The 18,324-nt window shown below is 68.3% G+C and carries 16 protein-coding genes; all 16 read left to right on the forward strand.

Annotated elements, in window-relative coordinates; translation table 11 throughout:
* Positions 1-4 precede the first annotated feature (4 nt).
* The 16 genes from ACSFBF_RS03855 to ACSFBF_RS03930 all read left to right on the forward strand — a co-directional run bounded on the left by ACSFBF_RS03855 (position 5) and on the right by ACSFBF_RS03930 (position 18,321).
* Entirely contained in the window at positions 5-778 is a 774-nt protein-coding gene (locus tag ACSFBF_RS03855) for a 4'-phosphopantetheinyl transferase family protein (protein WP_435465004.1), read from the forward strand.
* Positions 775-1,596, forward strand: coding sequence for a serine aminopeptidase domain-containing protein (locus tag ACSFBF_RS03860; protein ID WP_435465005.1), 822 nt, complete (start codon positions 775-777; stop codon positions 1,594-1,596). The genes ACSFBF_RS03855 and ACSFBF_RS03860 overlap by 4 nt, the downstream gene beginning before the upstream one ends.
* 1 nt (position 1,597) lies before the next feature.
* Positions 1,598-2,530: an alpha/beta hydrolase family protein gene (locus ACSFBF_RS03865; RefSeq protein WP_435465006.1), complete on the forward strand. Its 933-nt coding sequence runs from the start codon at positions 1,598-1,600 to the stop codon at positions 2,528-2,530.
* Between the two features lie 71 nt (positions 2,531-2,601).
* A complete protein-coding gene (locus ACSFBF_RS03870) occupies positions 2,602-3,813 on the forward strand; it encodes a polysaccharide biosynthesis/export family protein (protein ID WP_435465007.1) in 1,212 nt (403 codons plus the stop codon).
* 37 nt (positions 3,814-3,850) lie between these two features.
* A complete protein-coding gene (locus ACSFBF_RS03875; RefSeq protein ID WP_435465008.1) occupies positions 3,851-6,187 on the forward strand; it encodes a polysaccharide biosynthesis tyrosine autokinase in 2,337 nt (778 codons plus the stop codon).
* Positions 6,184-6,888, forward strand: a complete 705-nt coding sequence (locus ACSFBF_RS03880; RefSeq protein ID WP_435465009.1) for a sugar transferase — start codon at positions 6,184-6,186, stop codon at positions 6,886-6,888. The genes ACSFBF_RS03875 and ACSFBF_RS03880 overlap by 4 nt, the downstream gene beginning before the upstream one ends.
* 79 nt (positions 6,889-6,967) lie before the next feature.
* A complete protein-coding gene (locus ACSFBF_RS03885; protein ID WP_435465010.1) occupies positions 6,968-7,966 on the forward strand; it encodes a GDP-L-fucose synthase family protein in 999 nt (332 codons plus the stop codon).
* A gap of 33 nt (positions 7,967-7,999) precedes the next feature.
* Entirely contained in the window at positions 8,000-9,316 is a 1,317-nt protein-coding gene (locus tag ACSFBF_RS03890; RefSeq protein ID WP_435465011.1) for a hypothetical protein, read from the forward strand.
* Between the two features lie 12 nt (positions 9,317-9,328).
* A complete protein-coding gene (locus ACSFBF_RS03895; protein WP_435465012.1) occupies positions 9,329-10,426 on the forward strand; it encodes a glycosyltransferase in 1,098 nt (365 codons plus the stop codon).
* Positions 10,423-11,382 carry a hypothetical protein gene (locus ACSFBF_RS03900; protein ID WP_435465013.1) on the forward strand — a complete coding sequence of 320 codons (960 nt, stop codon included), beginning with the start codon at positions 10,423-10,425 and terminating at the stop codon, positions 11,380-11,382. Before ACSFBF_RS03895 ends, ACSFBF_RS03900 begins: the two co-directional genes overlap by 4 nt.
* A 45-nt stretch (positions 11,383-11,427) precedes the next feature.
* On the forward strand, positions 11,428-12,360 hold the full coding sequence (locus ACSFBF_RS03905) for a hypothetical protein (protein ID WP_435465014.1): 933 nt from the start codon (positions 11,428-11,430) through the stop codon (positions 12,358-12,360).
* 20 nt (positions 12,361-12,380) lie between these two features.
* Positions 12,381-13,640, forward strand: a complete 1,260-nt coding sequence (locus ACSFBF_RS03910; RefSeq protein WP_435465015.1) for a lipopolysaccharide biosynthesis protein — start codon at positions 12,381-12,383, stop codon at positions 13,638-13,640.
* Entirely contained in the window at positions 13,637-14,884 is a 1,248-nt protein-coding gene (locus ACSFBF_RS03915) for a glycosyltransferase WbuB (RefSeq protein WP_435465016.1), read from the forward strand. Before ACSFBF_RS03910 ends, ACSFBF_RS03915 begins: the two co-directional genes overlap by 4 nt.
* A gap of 21 nt (positions 14,885-14,905) precedes the next feature.
* The gene (gene galE, locus ACSFBF_RS03920) at positions 14,906-16,018 is read left to right on the forward strand and encodes a UDP-glucose 4-epimerase GalE (protein WP_435465017.1); all 1,113 of its coding nucleotides are present in this window, start codon (positions 14,906-14,908) and stop codon (positions 16,016-16,018) included.
* The gene (locus ACSFBF_RS03925; protein ID WP_435465018.1) at positions 16,011-16,790 is read left to right on the forward strand and encodes a LuxR C-terminal-related transcriptional regulator; all 780 of its coding nucleotides are present in this window, start codon (positions 16,011-16,013) and stop codon (positions 16,788-16,790) included. Before galE ends, ACSFBF_RS03925 begins: the two co-directional genes overlap by 8 nt.
* 34 nt (positions 16,791-16,824) lie before the next feature.
* Positions 16,825-18,321: a mannose-1-phosphate guanylyltransferase/mannose-6-phosphate isomerase gene (locus ACSFBF_RS03930; RefSeq protein ID WP_435465019.1), complete on the forward strand. Its 1,497-nt coding sequence runs from the start codon at positions 16,825-16,827 to the stop codon at positions 18,319-18,321.
* Positions 18,322-18,324: the final 3 nt, after the last annotated feature.

Consider the following 18,324-nt stretch of genomic DNA (forward strand, 5'->3'; position numbering starts at 1 on the left):
GAGCATGAACAGCTCCGCCTACGCACTTTCCATCGACGCGCCGGTCTGCCGGTACGTCGACCTGGACAGCTTCACCGACCTGCTGCCCGCCCAGGTGCTCTCCGAAGAAGAATGCGCGCGCGCCGAGAACCTGCGCTCTCCCATCGACCGCCAGCGCTTCGTGGCTGCGCACATCGCGCTGCGGCAAGCGCTCAGCGAGTACACGGGCCTGCACAACGCCGCGCTGCAACTGTCCACCGGCTCCTTCGGCAGGCCCTCGCTGTCGGGTCACACGCGCACCCAGTTCTCGCTGAGCCACAGCCAGGGCCTGGCATTGATCGCCATCGGCGGGCGCGGCCCGCTGGGCGCCGATGTCGAGCTGATGCGCCCGGTGCCGGATGCGGCAGTGCTCGCGGCGGAATACTTCACCCACCGCGAACAGGAGGCGCTGGCCGCCCTGCCCGCGCATGAGCGTGACCGCGCCTTCCTGACCTGCTGGAGCCGCAAGGAAGCCTGCCTGAAGGCCATCGGCGTGGGCCTACTGGTGTCGTCGCAGACCTTCGAGGTGGGCCTGACGCCGGAGCGCCGCAGCGTCGAGCTCTCGGTGGCCGGCCGCATCCTGTGGCTGGTGGTGGGGCCGGCGCCCGAGCGGCTCGACTGCGTGGGCTCGCTCGCCGAATGGCGCCAGACCGAAGCCCGCGCCCAATCGTTCGGGTCGGGTGACGGCGGCACACGCATGAGCCAGCTGACCGCTCCCAAGGCGAACACTGCAGCGCGCTACGCGGGGGCCACGCAATGACCCGCTTCACGCCGCTCATGTTCGGGCCGGCCTCGCGCCAGGTCTTCGGCGTGTTCCATGCCGCCGACGAAGACCGGGCCGAGAACACCGCGGTGCTCCTGTGCCCGCCCTTCGGGCAGGAAGGCCTGCGCACCCATCGTTTCTTCAAGGTGCTGGCCGAGCGCCTCTCGCGCGCCGGCATCGCCACGCTGCGCTTCGACTTCTACGGATCGGGCGACTCACCCGGCGACGAGAGCGAGGGCGAGCTCGACGGCTGGCGCCGCGACCTGTGCTCGGCGCACGAGGAGCTGCGCCGGCGCGCGCCGGGCGCCTCCATCGTGTGGATCGGCGCGCGGCTCGGCGCCACGTTGGCCGTGCTGGCCGCGCGCGGCGGACGCTGCGACCCCGTGCGGCTGGTGCTGTGGGAGCCGGTGATCGACGGACGCCGCTATGCGCGGCTGCTGCGCGAACAGCACGTGGCCGCCATCGACACGACCTTCTGCATTCCCGACCTGGCCTGGCGCCGCGGCCTCATGCAGGAGCCCGACGCGCTGCCCGAGGAAGCCCTGGGCACCGCGCTCTCGCCCGCGCTGCGCGCTCAGCTTGCGGCGCTGGTTCCCGAATCGCTGCCGCTCACCGCCCTGCACGACACGCTGGTGCTGGCCGAGCCCGACGACGAGCGCACCGCGCAATGGGCCGCCGACCAGCAGTCGCGCCACATGCCGGTCCGCCTCGCGTACTTCAAGCACCAGCTCGACTGGGCCTCCGACCCGTACCCCAACAGCGCAATGGTCCCGGCCGATGCGCTCAACCGCCTCCAGGGGGCCCTTCATGAATGACATGACGACAGCAAGAGCAACGCAGACGCCGATGCGCTTCGGCCCCGGCGAGGCGCTGGTGGGCATGCTCACGGCGCCCGCGCAGCAGGCGCCGGGCGACATTGCCTGCCTCATGTTCAACATGGGCGCCAACCATCGCGTGGGCCCGCGCCGCATCAACGTGAAGCTGGCTCACGTGCTGGCCGCACGCGGTGTGAGCAGCCTGCGCTTCGACCTGGGCGGCGTGGGCGACAGCGACGCGCTCGACACCTCGCCCGACCTGCAGGCGCGTGCCGTGCACAGCCTCCAGGCGGCCATGGACATCGCCGAACGCATGCTGGGTGCCCGGCAGTTCGTGATCGTCGCCATGTGCTCGGGCGTGGAACACGCCATGTCGGCGGCCCTGGCCGATGCGCGCGTGGTGGCGGTGTCGCTGTTCGACGGCTTCGCCTTCCCTGAGCGGCGTGCCCGCTGGGAGCGCAACCTGCGCCGCGCGCTGGCCGCGCCCGCGCATCCGTCCTTTCCCGGCAAGGCCAGGCGCTGGCTGCAGCGCCACTTTTTGCGCAGCCACTCGACGACAGCACTGCCTGGCTTCTTCGCGGAGAAGCGCGCGCCTGAAGTCAACGCGGCCTGGTTCGGCACTGCGCTCCAGAGCCTGGTCGAACGCAAGGTGGCGGTGCAGCTGCTGTATTCGGGCTCTCTGCATGTATGCGACCGCGGCCGCGACCAGCTCGGCGCCTTCGCCCGCCAGCCCTTCACGCAGGCGGTGCAGTACGAGTTCATGGGCGAGGTCGATCACACCGTCTGCACGGAGAAGGGACAGCGGCTGTTCCTCCAGTGTGTCGGCGATTGGGTCACCGACCGCTGCTTCGGCGCCAGCACCGGACGACGCAGCCAGAGCCGCCCGCTCGCGGGCGCCGAACACGCCATGCCCACCACCTGGGCTGCGCCCTGAGGCAAGCCCTTTCACCCTTTCATTCATTCACCCCAAGCACCCACCCTCAACCGGCCGTCAAGGAGATCACCATGCAACGCAAAGATCCAGCGACGCAGTCATGCGGAACGCGCCCTCTCGCAGTCCGTGCCCAGGCACAGGTGGAGTCCCGCTTGCGATGGCTTGGCCTGGCCTTGCTGCTGTCCCTCGGGCTGGTCGCGCTTTCGGGCTGCGCGCCGGGCTTCGGCTCGGTGGGGCCGCTGGGCTTCGACCGCTCCACGGGTGACAGCACGGCCTCCGCCGGCAGCGGCAAGGTCATTGCGATCACGCCCGACCTGATCCGCGCGCAGATCGCGCAAAAGCCCAAGAGCGTGCCCGACAACATCAAGCGCCTCTTCGCCGCGCCGCCGACCTACACCATCGGGCCGGGAGACGTGGTCGGCATCATCGTGTACGACCACCCCGAGCTGCTGCCGAACGCCGGCGCGGTGATCGCGCAGCAGTCAGACCCGACCGGCGTGACCGTCGCGCCCGGCTTCATCGTCGATGCCAAGGGCGAAATCTTCTTCCCCTACATCGGGCGCGCCAAGCTGCAGGGCCTGACGGAAAGCGGCGCGTCGGAGCTGGTCGCGCGGCGCATCAAGGCCTTCGTGAAAGACCCGCAGGTCTCGGTGCGCATCCAGTCGTTCCGCAGCCAGCGCGCCTACGTGCAGGGCGAGGTGCGCACGCCCGGCCTGCAGATCTTCACCGACGTGCCGATGACGCTGTCGGAGGCCATCAGCCGCGCCGGCAGCTTCACCCAGGCCGGCGACCGCTCGCGCATCACGCTGACGCGCGGCGGTGTCTCGACGGAGATCAACCTGCCGGTGCTCCAGGCCCTGGGCGCCGACGGCAACAACATCCCGCTGCGCAACGGCGACGTGGTGAACGTCGGCACCCGCGAGGACAGCCGGGTCTACGTGATGGGCGAAGTCAAGGCCCCGTCGGCGCTGCAGATGCGCAACAACGGCCGGCTGAGCCTGAACGAAGCGCTGGGCGACGCGGGCGGACCCGACCTGGCCACCTCCGACCCCGGCCAGATCTATGTGGTGCGCAATTCGCCCGACAACCTCGACGTGCAGCAGGTCTACAACCTCAACGCGAAAAACCCGGTGGCGCTTGCGCTGGCCGACCGCTTCGAGCTGCAGCCGCGCGACGTGGTGTACGTCGACCGCGTGCCGCTGGTCAGCCTGAGCCGCGTGTTCGGCCTGATTCTGCCGGCCGCCCAGGTCATCAACCTTGCCCGCGACACCGCACGCCGGTAAGCGCCTAGCACCCCCGCAACAGGAAAAGGTGAACCCCATGAACGCGCGTTGGCAACCTACGCTTCCCGCACCCGCGGCAGCTCCCGTGACGGTGCTCGAGACCACCGCCTGGACCCGGGAGTCCCGGTTCCATGAATACCTCGACATCCTGATCGACAGCCGCTGGCTGATTGCCATCGTCGCGGCGCTGGCCCTGCTGGTGGGCGTGGGCTACGCGCTGTTCGGCCAGCGCATGTACGAGGCCAACATCCTGATCCAGGTCGAGGACCCCGACCGCTCGGGCGGCAACTTCCCCGGCGACGCCAACGGCGGCGGGGGCATCAGCGTGAAGACGTCGACCGCTGGCGAAACCGAGATCCTGCGCTCGCGCATGGTGCTCGGCCAGGCCATGGAGAACACAAAGCTCTTCATCAGCGCCAAGCCGCGCTACACCCCGGTGGTGGGTGAGTTCCTCGCGCGGCATTCGAGTCACCTCTCCACTCCCGGCATCTTCGGAATGGGCAACTACGTCTCGGGCACCGAGCAGATCGCCGTGGCGCAGATGGACGTGCCGAGCGCATTCGAGGGCAAGAAGTTCACGCTGATTGCGGGCGAAGGCGGCAACTACACCCTGACCAACCCGGACCTGGAAACGCCCCTGAACGGCAAGGCCGGCGTGCCGCTCGACGCCAGCGTGCCCGGTGGCGTGCTGCACCTGCTGGTGGGTTCGTTCGAGGCCCAGCCCGGTGGCGCCTTCGAGCTGGTGCGCTACTCGAAGCAGCTCACCCTGCTGGGCCTGCAGAAAGACCTGCGCGTGGTCGAGAAAGGCAAGCAGTCCGGCGTGATGGACGTCAGCCTGCAGGCCGAGAACCGCGGCCAGCTGGCCAACGTGCTCAACGAGATCTCGCGCCTTTACGTGCGCCAGAACATCGACCAGAAGACGGTGCAGGCCGAGCGCGCGCTGTCCTTCCTGGGCACCGAGCTGCCCAAGTTCAAGCAGCAGCTGGAGCAGTCGGAAGACGCCTACAACCAGTACCGCAACCAGAACGGCACCATCAACCTGGACGACGAAGCCCGCAATGCCCTGGCGCAGAACGTGGACCTGCAGGCCAAGCTGCTCGATGCAAAGCAGAAGCGGCTGGACCTGGTGGGCCGCTTCACCGCCGCGCACCCGATGGTGCAGACGCTGGACTCGCAGATCGCTTCGCTGAAGAAAGAGCTCGGCGCTGTCGACGGCCGCATCCGCCGCATGCCCATGCTGCAGCAGAACTCGCTGCGCATGCAGCGCGACATCAAGGTCAACACCGACCTCTACGCGACGCTTTTGAACAGCTCGCTGCAGATGCGGCTGGCCAAGGAAGGCAAGGTTGCCAACGTGCGCGTGCTCGACCAAGCCCTGCTGGCCGAGAAGCCCGTGCGGCCGAAGCCGCTGATCGTCATCGCACTGGCGCTGGCGGGCGGCCTCTTCCTGGGCGGCGCCGCGGCGCTGGCGCGCAAGAACCTGAAGCGCTCCATCGGCAGCCCCGAGGACATCGAGGCCATCACAGGCCTGAGCGTGTACAGCACGATTCCGCTGAGCACCCAGCAACGCGTGCTCGACCGCGCCATCCGCACCGGCAAGCCCGGCGTCAAGGTGCTGGCGGCGCTGCATGTGGAAGACCCGGCGCTGGAAGGCCTGCGCCGCCTGCGCACCACGCTGCAGTACGCGATGCTGGGCGCGCCCAACAACCGGGTGCTCATCTCCAGCGCCACGGCCGGCGCGGGCAAGACCTTCGTGTCGTCGAACTTCGCCACGCTGCTCGCATCCTCGGGCAAGCGCGTGCTGCTGATCGACGGCGATCTGCGCCGCGGCAGCCTGAGCGAGGAGTTCGGCCTGCAGCGCAAGAACGGCCTGTCCGACGTGCTCGCCGGCGGCGTGCCGCTCGAGCAGGGCATCCACCACCGCGTGCTGCTGAACCTGGACGTGATGAGCGCGGGCACGCTGCATCCCGACCCCGCCGGCTTGATGACCAGCGATGCCTTCGAGCACACGCTGGCAACGCTGTCCGGCCGCTACGACGTGGTGATCGTCGATGCGCCCCCCACCCTGCTGGCATCGGAGACCGCCGCGATGGCGCCGAGCATGGGCACGCTGCTGCTGGTGGCCCGAGCCGACAGCAGCGAGATGGGCGAGCTGGTGGAAAGCGCCAAGCGCCTGGCCCACGTGGGCGCGGCCTTCCACGGCGTGGTGTTCAACGCGGTGGACACCTCGCGGCGCCAGCACCGCAGCTACGGCTACGGCTACTACGGCTATGCCCCAGCCACAACAACAACACGCAGCGAACCCCACTACGCGCTGGACACGGCCGACACCGTCATGCCCAAACGCATCGAACCGGAGCACGCAACATCATGAGCACGCTTCGATCCACCACCTCCGCAGGGCGAGCAACAGGCAGCGCGGCGGCCAACACGGCTGCGTACGGGCCGCTCGGCGGCTCGCCCTGGCTGCGCAGCGCCAAGCGCGCGGCCGACATCCTGATGGCCGGCTCCTTCTTCGTTTTCTTCGGCTGGGCCTACGCGCTCATCTGGCTCGGCGTGCTCTACACCTCGGGCGGCCCGGCCATCTACATGCAGCCGCGCTACGGCAAGGACGGCCGCGTCTTCAAGTTCTACAAGTTCCGCTCGATGGTGGCCGACGCCGACGCGGTGCTGGCGCGCCACCTGCGCCAGAACGAGGCCGCGCGGCGCGAGTGGGCGATCTACCAGAAGCTGGTGCACGACCCGCGCATCACCCGCTTCGGCGCCTTCCTGCGCAAGTACAGCATCGACGAGTTCCCACAGTTCTGGAACGTGCTCAAGGGCGACATGAGCATGGTCGGCCCGCGCCCCTGCATGTTCACGCAGAAGGACCTGTACGGCGACTACTGGGACCACTACTGCGCCGTGCGCCCGGGCATCACGGGCCTGTGGCAGATCAGCGGGCGCAACGAGATCAGCTATCGCCGCCGCGCCGCGATGGACGCGGAGTACGTGGCCCACCTGTCGCTGTGGCGGGACCTCGCGATCCTGCTGAAGACCTTCGGCGTGGTGACCGGTGCGCGCGGGTCGCGCTAGCCACGGCCATCACCGTTCCTTTCGATTTCTTTCGATTTCGTCTCCCTCGAACTTCATCAACCTCTTCACGAAAGCTCATATGCGTATCTTTGTTGCAGGTCATCGCGGCATGGTGGGTCAGGCGACGGCAAGGCGCTTGCGCGAACTGGGCCACGACGTGGTGACGCGAACCCACAGCGAACTCGACCTTCTCGACCAGGCGGCCGTGGCCCGTTTCTTCGCAACGGAGCAGATCGACCAGGTCTACCTGGCAGCTGCCAAGGTCGGCGGCATTCACGCCAACATGACCTACCCGGCGCAGTTCATCTACGAGAACCTGGCCATTGCCACCAACGTCACGCACCAGGCATTCGTCTCGGGCGTGAAGCGGCTGCTCTTCCTCGGCTCCAGCTGCATCTACCCGCGCATGGCCGAGCAGCCGATCCGCGAGGAATACCTGCTCAACGGCAAGCTCGAACCCACCAACGAGCCCTATGCGATCGCCAAGATCGCGGGGCTCAAGCTGTGCGAGAGCTACAACCGCCAGTACGGCGCCACGCACGGCATCGACTACCGCAGCGTGATGCCGACCAACCTGTACGGCCCCGGCGACAACTACCACCTGGAAAACAGCCACGTGGTGCCGGCTCTGATCCAGCGCTTTCACCTGGCGAAGATCAGCAATGCGCCCAGTGTGCTGATCTGGGGCAGCGGCCGCGCGCGGCGCGAGTTTTTGTACGTCGACGACATGGTCGAGGGCTGCATCGAGGTGATGAACCTGTCGCGCGCCGAATACGACCGGCAGACCGACGCGATGCGCGGGCACATCAACCTCGGCACCGGCGAAGACGTGTCGATTGCCGAGCTCACCGAGCTGATCCGCGATGTGGTGGGCTACACCGGCGCCATCCGCTACGACCTCGCACAGCCCGACGGTGCACCGAGAAAGCTGCTGGACGTGTCGCGCGCCAGCAGCCTCGGCTGGCACGCGACGGTGTCGCTGGCCGAAGGCCTTCGCCGCACCTACGCCGACTACCAGACGGCGATCCGCCCGGTCGAGGAAATCGACCCGGTGCAGACGGCACACGTCGCCGCCTGAGCCACCCAGCAGCCACACCACAGCAGGCCCACCATGCGCATCCTCTCCTTCTGGTCCGGCATCGTCTGCGCCATGCTGTGCGGCCTGGTCGACCCCGTGTGGGGCTATGCGGCGGTGTGCGCGCTGTCGCTGATCCAGCTCTCGCTGCTGGGCTCCTCCGGGTCCAGCGTGTTCCTGCTGATCCACTACGCGACGATCCTCACCTACTTCTCGATCGCGCCGGCGATGCAGATCTCTCACGACGTGGAGTTCTGGGAGGCAGGCGTGATGAGCACGGCGGCGCACACGCAGGCGCTGATGCTCCTGCTGCTGTACATGGCCGGCGTGGAGGCCGCGCGGCTAGGCGTGCCAGACGTACCCGCGCACCTGCCCGGAGGCCACGACCGCCGGCTGGTCGGCGTGGCCCACCCTCTTCTGCTGCTGCTGAGCTGCTCGCTCGCGGCCTTCGCCACGCTGTTCATCAAGCCCGAGCTCAACTTCGTGGCGCGCGGCATCTCGGGCGGCGACGACAGCGTGCCGATCGACTTCATCTTCTATTCGACGCTGCCCAAGCTGGTGGTGCTGATGTGCTTCGTGGCGCTGGCCATTCACGCGGTGCGTCGCCGTACGCTGTGGTCGTGGTGCGCGGCTGTGCTGGCGTTCGGCCTGGCGGTGGTCGCGGCCAATCCGGTGAACACGGCGCGGCAAATCCTGCTGATCGGGTTGCTGCCGCTGCTCATCCACGGCCTGGGGCGCAGCCGGCGCTGGCTGCTCGGCAGCGTGATCTTCGGCTCCATCGCGGGCCTGGGCCCGGTGCTGAACCTGATCTCGCGCGGCAGCTTCTGGGGCGAGGAGCTCACGACCTTCCCGTTCAGCCAGGACTTCGACGCCATGTTCGTGGTCGCAGGCATCCTGGAACGCGCACCCATTCCCGATCTCGGCTGGGGCCGCTACCTGCTCTCGGCGTTCTCGTTCTTCCTGCCGCGCGACCTGAAGATGTTTCCGGACTTCGACCCGCTCGGCTGGTCGGCCATCCTTGGCAATTTCTCGCAAAGCAACCTGTCGCTGCCGCCCTTCACCACGGCGTATTTCGACTTCGGACTGGCGGGGCCGGCGCTGTTCGGCTATGCGATCTCGGTGGGCTTTCGCGTGGTCGACCGCGCCATCGATCCAAACCGGCCGCTGTCGGGCGCCTACCTGTCGGCGCTGGTGCTGCTCGCAGCCTACGTGCCGTTCATGCGCGGCCCGATCCTGGGCTGGGGACCGTTCGCGGTTTCGGGCCTGATCGCCGCCGTCATTGCCGGCGCCCTGAGCTCCCGTGCCCGCCGGCCGCTCCCGCGTGCGGTGCGGCATGGTCTTCCGAGCGCGTGAGGACGTTCCATCATGGCCACCTACCTCTACTACGACACCGTGCGCCTGAACAAGGGGGCCGGCGGCGTGCTCAACGTGTCCGAGGTGCTGCTGCGCCACATGCGGATGTCGCGGGACGACCGCATCGAGCCGGTCAGCGAGCGGCATCCGCGCATCTACGCGCTAGCGCAGCGCCTGAAGATCAGCCGCTTCGTGCTCGACACGCTGCTCTACAACTTCCATTGCCTGCGCGCGCTGCTCACGGGTGAGCAGCTGTTCTCGGTGTTTCCCAACTACTTTCTGCCGGTGACGCTGTTCGGGCGGCATCGCGATTCGATCGTCATCGTCCACGACCTGCAGTACAAGGCCTACCCGCAGTATTTCAAGCGCAGCAAGCGCCTCTTCCTGGACTGGAGCCTGTGGCGCGCGGCGCACAGCGCGGCGGACGTGGTCTTCATCAGCCGCAGCAGCCAGCAGGACTTCGAGCGCCACTTCGGCCGCTGCAAGCATTCGGCTGTGATCTTCAACCCGGTGGACGCGCCCCGGGGCGCGGCGGCACCCACTACACCGGGTGCGGCAAAGGATGCAGCACCGGGCGAGCGCTACCTCATCGCGGCCTACCACTACTACCCGCACAAGAACTTCGGCGGCATCCTCGCCCTCTTCGAGCGCATGAAGCGCGCCGGGCTGGTCGACTACCTCGACATCACCGGCAACGGCGCGGCCGACGTCGAGCGCATGGTGGCCGCGCTGGCGCCCGAGGTGCGCGGCTCGGTGCGGCACCGGGGGCTGGTGTCGCGCGACGAACTGCTGCGGCTGTACCAGGGCGCCACCGCGTTCATCTCGCTGTCTACCTTCGAGGGCTTCAACCTCTCGGCAGCCGAGGCGGCAACATTGGGCGTGCCGCTGCTGCTGTCGGACATTCCGGTGCACCGCGAGCTGTTCACGGACTACGCCTTCTTCGTGGGCAGCGCTGCCAGCGACCCGTACCGGCTGGCCAAGCACCTCGCGCACCACGAACGCACGCATCCGGTGTGGGTCCATGCCACCGCCTGCGCGCCCGCCGCGGTCGCGGGGCGCTATCTCATGCTCAAGCGCGGCACGCTGTCGCTCGCCCGGGCCATGCCATGACGAAATGGCCGTTCCCCGCGATGCGTTTTCTTGCGGCGCTGCTGTTGCTGGCGGCGATGCCGCTGGCCGGCCGCGCGCAACCCGCGGGAACATCGGCGAGCGCCCCGATGCCGGGCTTCGGCGTGATGGTGCATTACCTGCCCGACAAGCAATCGATCAACGAGATCAAGCGCTTCGACGTGGAGGCCTTCGCTGCAACGCTGGCGGACATGCGCGCGTCGCACCTGATCCTGACGCTGGGCCAGAACAACGGCCAGTACATCGCGCCCAATGCCGCGCTCGAAGTGCTCTGCCCGGCCAGTGCCGCGAACCGCTCGCCGCGCGACCTGCCGATGGAAATCGGCCAGGCGCTGCGCAAGCGCGGCATCTCGCTGATCCTCTATCTGCCGTTTCGCGCCCCGCAGGCCGACCGCGCGCTGATGGATTGCCTGGGCGACGTGTCCGAGCAGGAACCGCCGCCCGCGCGCTTCATCGCCGCCTGGTCGAGCGTGATCCGCGACTGGTCGGAACGCTACGGCTCGCTCGTGAGCGGCTGGTGGTTCGACGGTACCTACAACACGAAGGGCATCACGCCGGCCGGCTGGGAAATGCTGTGCAGCGCGGCCCGCACGGGCGCCGCCAACCGCTGGCTGGCCTTCAACGCGGGCGAAGGCGCGGAGCGCTTCAGCGTCAAGTCGGCGCCCTGCCAGAACCTGATGGCCGGTGAGTACATGCAACCGCCCGCGCATCTCACCGCGCCGCCGTCGGAGCTGGCGCTCCACGTGCTGACGCCGCTGAGCGCCTCGTGGGGCCGCGAGGCGCCGGCGCGCTTCACGGCTGCGCAGCTGCGCAGCTGGATTTCGGAAGCGGCTGCCGTGCGCGGCCTCTTCACGCTGGACATGCCCATCGACGCCGCCGGCCGCTTTCTTCCCGCGCACGTTGCGCTGATGAAGAGCGTCACGGCGCGCAAGCCCTGAACACAACGAACGCTGTCACATCCCATCAACCCTCAACCAAGCGCCATGAACTCAACCCTGCCCTTCATCGTCGTGGAAGACCGCCAGAACAAGACCCTCGCACTTTGCCGCGAATCGGCGGCGCTGGCCGGCGAGCCGCTTTTCGTGCTGTCGGACACCGACGCGGGTCCGGCGTATGAACGCTTCTGCCGGTCCTACGTGCATCTGTCGAGCAACCCGCCGGAGTTCGAAAAGATCTGCTTCCGGCGCTACTTTCTCCTAGCGCAGTTTCTGGAATCCCACGCGGATGTGCGCGAATTCGTGCTGATTGACAGCGATGTGCTGCTTTTTCAGGGTGCAGGGCCTCATATCGTGCGGCTGGCGGGCAAGTCGGATTTCTCGGGTTCCTGCATGCAGTCCGCTGACGGCTGGAACCCCTGCCAGATCTCGCCACACGTGAGCTACTGGACCGCGAACGGCCTGCGCCGCTTCGTGGCCTACGTGCTCGACAGCTACACCACACCCTCCGGCCGCAGAAAGCTGCGCGACATCGCGGCGCGCTTCGTAGCGCGCGGCGTGCGCGGCGGCGTGTCCGACATGACGCTGCTTTATCTCTGGGCCCACGCCACGGGCAACGACGCCCCCATCAACCGGGTGCTCGACGGCACGGTCATCGACCACAACATCAACGGCATGCACAACCTCGCGCGGCGGGAGTTCCAGGTGCTCGGCGGCGCCAAGCGCATTGCGTACCGCGACGGCAAGGCCTGGCTGACGAGCACCGCCGGCGAGCTGACGCGCGTGGTGGCGCTGCACTTCCAGGGCAGCGCCAAGATGGCCATGCCCTTCGCGTTGCGCGGCCACATGCACACCGTGGCGGCCGTGACCTACGCGCTGCAGATGGCCCGCCGCGCGAAGAACAACGCGTTCCGGGCCGGTGCATTCGTGCGCCGGCTGTTCGACACGGGCCGCGTGTCTCGCGCCCCGGTCGGCAAGTAAGCGTGGAGCCAGCCGACGCCATGAAGCACTTCAGCCTGCCACTTGCTCCGCCCGGCGCGCGCATGGCCTGGCTGTCGGGCCTGGGCGCGCTCGCTTCGCGGCTGTATGTGTACCTGTCGGGCTTCCTGGCGATCTTCCTGATGGCGGCGAGCATTTCGCCGGCGCGCTTCGGCGAGTACTCCATTTACCAGTCGGTCATGGAAGTGGCACTGGTGATGGGCACGCTGGGCAGCTCACTGCTGTTCTCGCGCAATGCTGCGACCGTGCCACCCGGCGTGACGCGCGGCGACGTGGTGCGCACGCTGGCCATTGGCCTGCCGCTGGCCACGGTGCTGGTGACGGTGATCCTCACGGTGCAGCACATGCCCGTGGGCGACGCGCCCTTCCTTCTGCTGGTGGCCACGCTGGCTGTCTTCTCGTTCAACAGCCTGCGGCTCTCGTTCAGCCGCGGCCTCGGCCACGCGGGGCTGCTCAACCTGGAAAGCGGCATCCGCGCGACCATCCTGGTCGTGGGCGTGAGCCTGTGCGTGGCGGTGCGCTTCGACCTGGGCGTGGCGCACCTGCTGCTCATCAACCTGTTCGCCGTCGTGGTGGTGTGCGTGGCTGTCGGCTTGCCGGGCAACGGCGCCGCGCCACCAGCCGGACGGGCCGCGCTCGGGCTGGCTTCGCAGGCCGGCGCGACGGTGTATTCGCTGCTCATGTTCCTGCTGCGCAAGTCAGACCTGCTCATCGTGGCGTACTTCATGCCGCTGAGCTACGTGGGGGCCTTCAAGCTCGCGTTCCTGCTGGCCGAGGCGCCGTCGCAGTTCGTGCAGGCTTTCCTGGTCACGAAGACGCCCGCGATGCTGGAAACGGACGCAGGCAATTTCAACGCGGCCAAGTTGCGCCTGGCGAAGCATTCCTTCCTGCTGGGCTGCGGGCTCTTCGTCGGGCTGGCCGCGCTCATCTCGGTGGCTGCGCCGCTGCTCAAGCTGGGCAACGAGGCGCGCACCATCTTCATGTGCATTGCGCCGTACTTCCTTCTGCGCACCTACACGATCCACCACGAGATGGTGCTCTCGCTGAAGACCTCGATGGGGTCGCTCGGCGCCTGGGCGCTGCTGGAGGTTGCGCTGCGGCTGGCGTCTTACGGCGCGGTGGTGATGGTCTTTCCGGACAGGCCGCATTACGTGTTCTTCATTGCCTGCGTGACCGACTTCGTGCTGTACGAGACGCGCATGCGCCTGCAATTCGGCTTCTTCCCGATCGTGCGCCTGCTGACGCGGAGGCGGGCATCGTGAAGATCCTCGTCTACTCGATGAACTTCGCTCCCGAGCTGGCCGGCATCGGCAAGTACTCGGGCGAGATGGCCGAGTGGCTGCACGCCCGCGGGCACCAGGTGCGGGTGATTGCGTCGCCGCCCTTCTTTCCGCAGTGGTCGGTGCTCGAGGGCTACTCGGCCTGGGCGTACCGCAAGACCGACTGGAATGGCGTGACGGTCTGCCGCGCGCCCACCTGGGTACCGTCGAAACCCCGTGCGCTGGGACGCATCGGGCATCTACTGTCCTTCACGCTGTCGAGCATTCCGCTGCTGCTGGCGCAGCTGCGCTGGAAGCCTGACGTGGTGTTCGTGGTGGAGCCGCCCATCTCCTGCGCACCGGCCGCGCTGTGCTTCGCGAAGCTGCTCGGCATCCGGTCTTGGCTGCACGTGCAGGACTACGAAGTGGACGCTGCATTCGGCCTCGGCTGGGTGCGCGGCGAGCGTGTGCGGCGCTTCGCCCTAGCCGCCGAGCGCTGGCTGATGCGCAAGTTCGACCGGGTGTCGAGCATCTCTTCCACGATGTGCACCAAGGCCATGGAGAAAGGCGTTGACGAATCGCGGCTGGTGCTGTTTCCGAACTGGGTCGACGTGGAAGCCATTCAGCCCATTGCGCGCCCGCCGGTGGCCGAAGGCGTGCCGGCGCAGGGCTTTCGGGCCGAGCTGAACATTCCGGCCGGCGCGGTGGTCGTGCTCTACGCGGGCAGCCTCGGCAGCAAGCAAGGCATCGAGCTGCTGGCCGAGGCGGCGCGCCTGCTGGTGTGCTCCCACAACATCCACTTCGTGTTCTGCGGCAACGGCCCGAGCCGGGCCTCGCTGATGGACGCGTGCATCCGCCTGGGCAACACGCATTTTCTCGACCTGCAGCCTACCGAAAGGCTTAACGAGCTGCTGGGTATGGCCGACATCCACGTGCTGCCCCAGCGCGCCGATGCCGCCGACCTCGTCATGCCGTCGAAGCTGGGCGGCATGCTCGCGAGTGGCCGCGCCGTGATCGTCACCGCGCACGCCGGCACCGCGCTCAGCGAGGCCGTGTGGGGCCGCGGCGTGGTGGTCGAGCCGGGCGATGCGGCCGCGCTGGCCGATGCCATCGAACAGCTTTCCATGTCGCCCGATACGCGCGAGCTGCTGGGCTCCGCCGGCCGCCGCTTCGCCGAGGCCGAACTTGACCGCAACACGATCCTGCAGCGCCTCGAAGAGGAACTGCAGCGCTGCATCGCCGGCTGACACGACCCGAGGACCACCACCATGCCCACCCCCAGGATCCTCGTGACAGGCGGCGCCGGCTTCATCGGCAGCCACACCTGCGTGGCGCTGATCGCGGCGGGCTACCTGCCGGTGGTGCTCGACTCGCTCGTCAACAGCGACGCGCGCTCGCTGCAGCGGGTGGCGTGCATCACGGGCGTCGAACCCGTTCTCGTGCGCGGCGACGTGCGCGATGCGGCGGCACTCGACCGCGTGTTCGCCGCGCACGGGGTCGAAGCGGTCGTGCATCTCGCGGGGCTGAAGGCGGTCGGCGAATCGGTGGCCGACCCGGTGAGCTACTACGACGTCAACCTGGCCGGCACCCTGGCGCTGGTGCAGGCCATGGGCCGTGCCGATGTGCGCACGCTGGTGTTCTCCTCGTCGGCCACGGTGTACGGCGACTCGCAAACCTCGCCCATTGCGGAGACCGCACCGCACGGCGCGGTCAACCCCTACGGCCGCACCAAGGCGATGGTCGAGACCGTGCTGGCCGACCTGGCGCAAGCCGACGCGCGCTGGGGCATTGCCTGCCTGCGCTACTTCAACCCCGTCGGCGCGCACGAAAGCGGCCTGCTCGGCGAGCGCCCGCACGGGCTGCCCAACAACCTGATGCCCTACATCTCGCAGGTCGCGGCCGGCGAGCGCGAATGCCTGGTGGTGCACGGCGACGACTACGAAACGATCGACGGCACCGGCGTGCGTGACTACGTGCACGTGATGGACGTGGCCGAAGGCCATGTGGCGGCGCTGCGCCATGCAGTGCGCCGCAGCGGCATCCTCATGACCAACCTCGGCACCGGCCGTGGCGCTTCGGTGCTCGAAGTGGTGTCGGCCTTCGAGCGCGCAAGCGGCCGCCGCATCGCCCTGCGCATCGGGCCGCGCCGCCCCGGCGACGCGCCCGCCTACTGGGCCGACGCGCGCGGCGCGTATCTCGCCTTCGGCTGGCGCGCGCGCCGCGACCTCGACCAGATGTGCGCCGACTGCTGGCGCTGGCAGGCCGCGAACCCGCACGGCTTCGACGACCCGGCGCCGGCCTTCACGGCGGACCTCACACGCTTTCAGAGCAACGGCACCAGCACCCACATCAACTCCAACCTGGGACACACCCATGCCTGACAACGCATCCCCTTTTCTTGGCGAGCAGGCCGATGGCCGCTCGGGGTTTCCACCGGGCATCGTTCCGCCTGTTGCGCCGCTGTGGCCCGGCTTCCTGACGGGGCAGGAAGATGCACCGGTGCGCGTGCTGCTCGTCGACGACGACGAATTCATGCGCCGGGTGATCGCGCAGGAGCTGCTGTCTGACCTGCGCATCCAGCTCGAAGGCCAGGCCGGCAGCCTGCGCGACGGCCGCCGTCTGCTGGCCACGCACGAGTTCGACGTGCTGATGGTCGACCTGCGGCTGGGCGACGGCACCGGCTTCGACCTGATCCAGGAAGCCCGCGAGCACCACCGCACGGGAGAGATCATCGTGATCTCTGCGCTCGAGGACGAGTCGCACGTGCTGCATGCCTTCGAGCTGGGCGCCACCGGCTACCTGCTGAAGGACGCGTGGCTCCAGAGCTTTGCGCAAGCCGTGCTGCAGGTGGTCAACGGCGGCGCGGCCATCACGCCGCGGCTGGCGCGCCGGCTGCTCTCTCGGCTGAGCCACCGGCCCGACAGCAGCACGCCGCCATCTGTGGAGCCGCCTCCGCGCGAAGCGACGCTGACGGCGCGCGAGTGCGAGATCCTGCGCTTCGTGGCGCGCGGCCACGTCACCGAGGAAATCGGCCTCAAGCTGGGCATCTCGGGGCAGACCGTCAACGCTCACATCAAGAACATCTACAAGAAATTGCACGTGCATTCGCGTGCCCAGGCCGTGAGCTATGCGGCGTACTCCGGCCTGATCTGAACCCCATCAAACCCCGCCACAACGCAAAACGATCATGAACACCCCACTCATCCATCCCGTGGTTCTGTGCGGCGGCAGCGGCACGCGGCTGTGGCCGCTGTCGCGCAAGGCGCTGCCCAAGCAGTTTGCGCCGCTGGTCGGCGGCAAGAGCCTGCTGCACCTCACGCTCGAACGGCTGGCGGTGCTGAATGCCGACATCACCTGCGTCACCTCGGAAGACCATCGCTTCCTGGTGAAGGAAGCGGTGGAAAACGCGCATGCCACGGGCCGGCAGATCCTCGAGCCGGTGGCGCGCAACACCGCTGCCGCCATGGCCTCGGCCGCCCTGCTGGCCGAGCCCGACGACCTGTTGCTGTTCGCGCCCTCCGACCACCACATTCCCGAAGCCGCGCTGTTCGCCCGCACCGTGCGCACCGGCGTCGAGGCCGCATTGGCCGGCAAGATCGTCACCTTCGGGGTGGTGCCAAGCTTTCCGAGCACCGCGTACGGCTACATCGAAGCCGGCGAGCCTTCGGCCGACGGGCGCAGCCAAGCCGTGGTGCGCTTTGTCGAAAAGCCGACAGCTGCGGTGGCTGAACAGCTGATCCTGCATGGCGGCTACAGCTGGAATGCGGGCATCCTTCTCGTGCAGGCGCGCACGCTGATCGCGGCGCTGCGCGGGCATGCACCCGACATCCTGTTGGCCTGCGAGCGTGCCACCGCAGCCGTTGCAACCGACGGCAGCTTCCTGCGACTGGACCGCGCCGCCTTCGAGGATTGCCGCCCCGACAGCATCGACTACGCCGTGCTCGAAAAGCACAGGGACATCGCGGTCGTGAAGTTCGAAGGCCTGTGGAGCGACGTCGGCAGCTGGAACGCGGTTGCCAGCCTGCACCCGGCGGACGACTCCGGCAACCGGCTGAGCGGCAAGGCCAGCGCGCTGAATTCGCGCAACACCTTCATCCACGCGCCGCACCGGCCAGTGGTGGCGCTGGGCACCGAAAACCTCATCATCGTGGACACCCCCGACGCAGTGCTGGTGGCCGGCGCTGGCTGCGCCGAGCAGGTGGCCGACGTTGTGCGCAAGCTCTCTCTGGAGGGCTGCGCCGAGGCCACCGAGCACCGCCGCGTGGTGCGACCCTGGGGTGCATACGACAGCATCGACCTGGGCGAGCGCTTCCAGGTCAAGCGCCTGACCGTGAAACCCGGCGGCAAGCTGTCGCTGCAGATGCACCACCACCGCGCCGAGCACTGGATCGTGGTGAAGGGCACGGCGCGCGCCACCTGCAACGGCGAAGTCACGCTGGTGCGCGAGAACGAATCGATCTACCTGCCCTCTGGCGCCATCCACCGGCTGGAGAACCCGGGCAAGACCGTGCTCGAAGTGATCGAGGTGCAGACCGGCGGATACCTGGGCGAAGACGACATCGTGCGCTTCGACGACACCTACGGACGCTGCGGGCCGGTCAGGACGCTGGCTGACGCATCGCCGACGCAGGCTTCGGCCGGGTCGGGGGCGAATGCGGTGCTGCATGCGCCCATAAGGCGCTGAGCA

This window comes from Variovorax nivicola, from assembly GCF_051216475.1.
Classification (GTDB): Bacteria; Pseudomonadota; Gammaproteobacteria; order Burkholderiales; family Burkholderiaceae_C; genus Variovorax.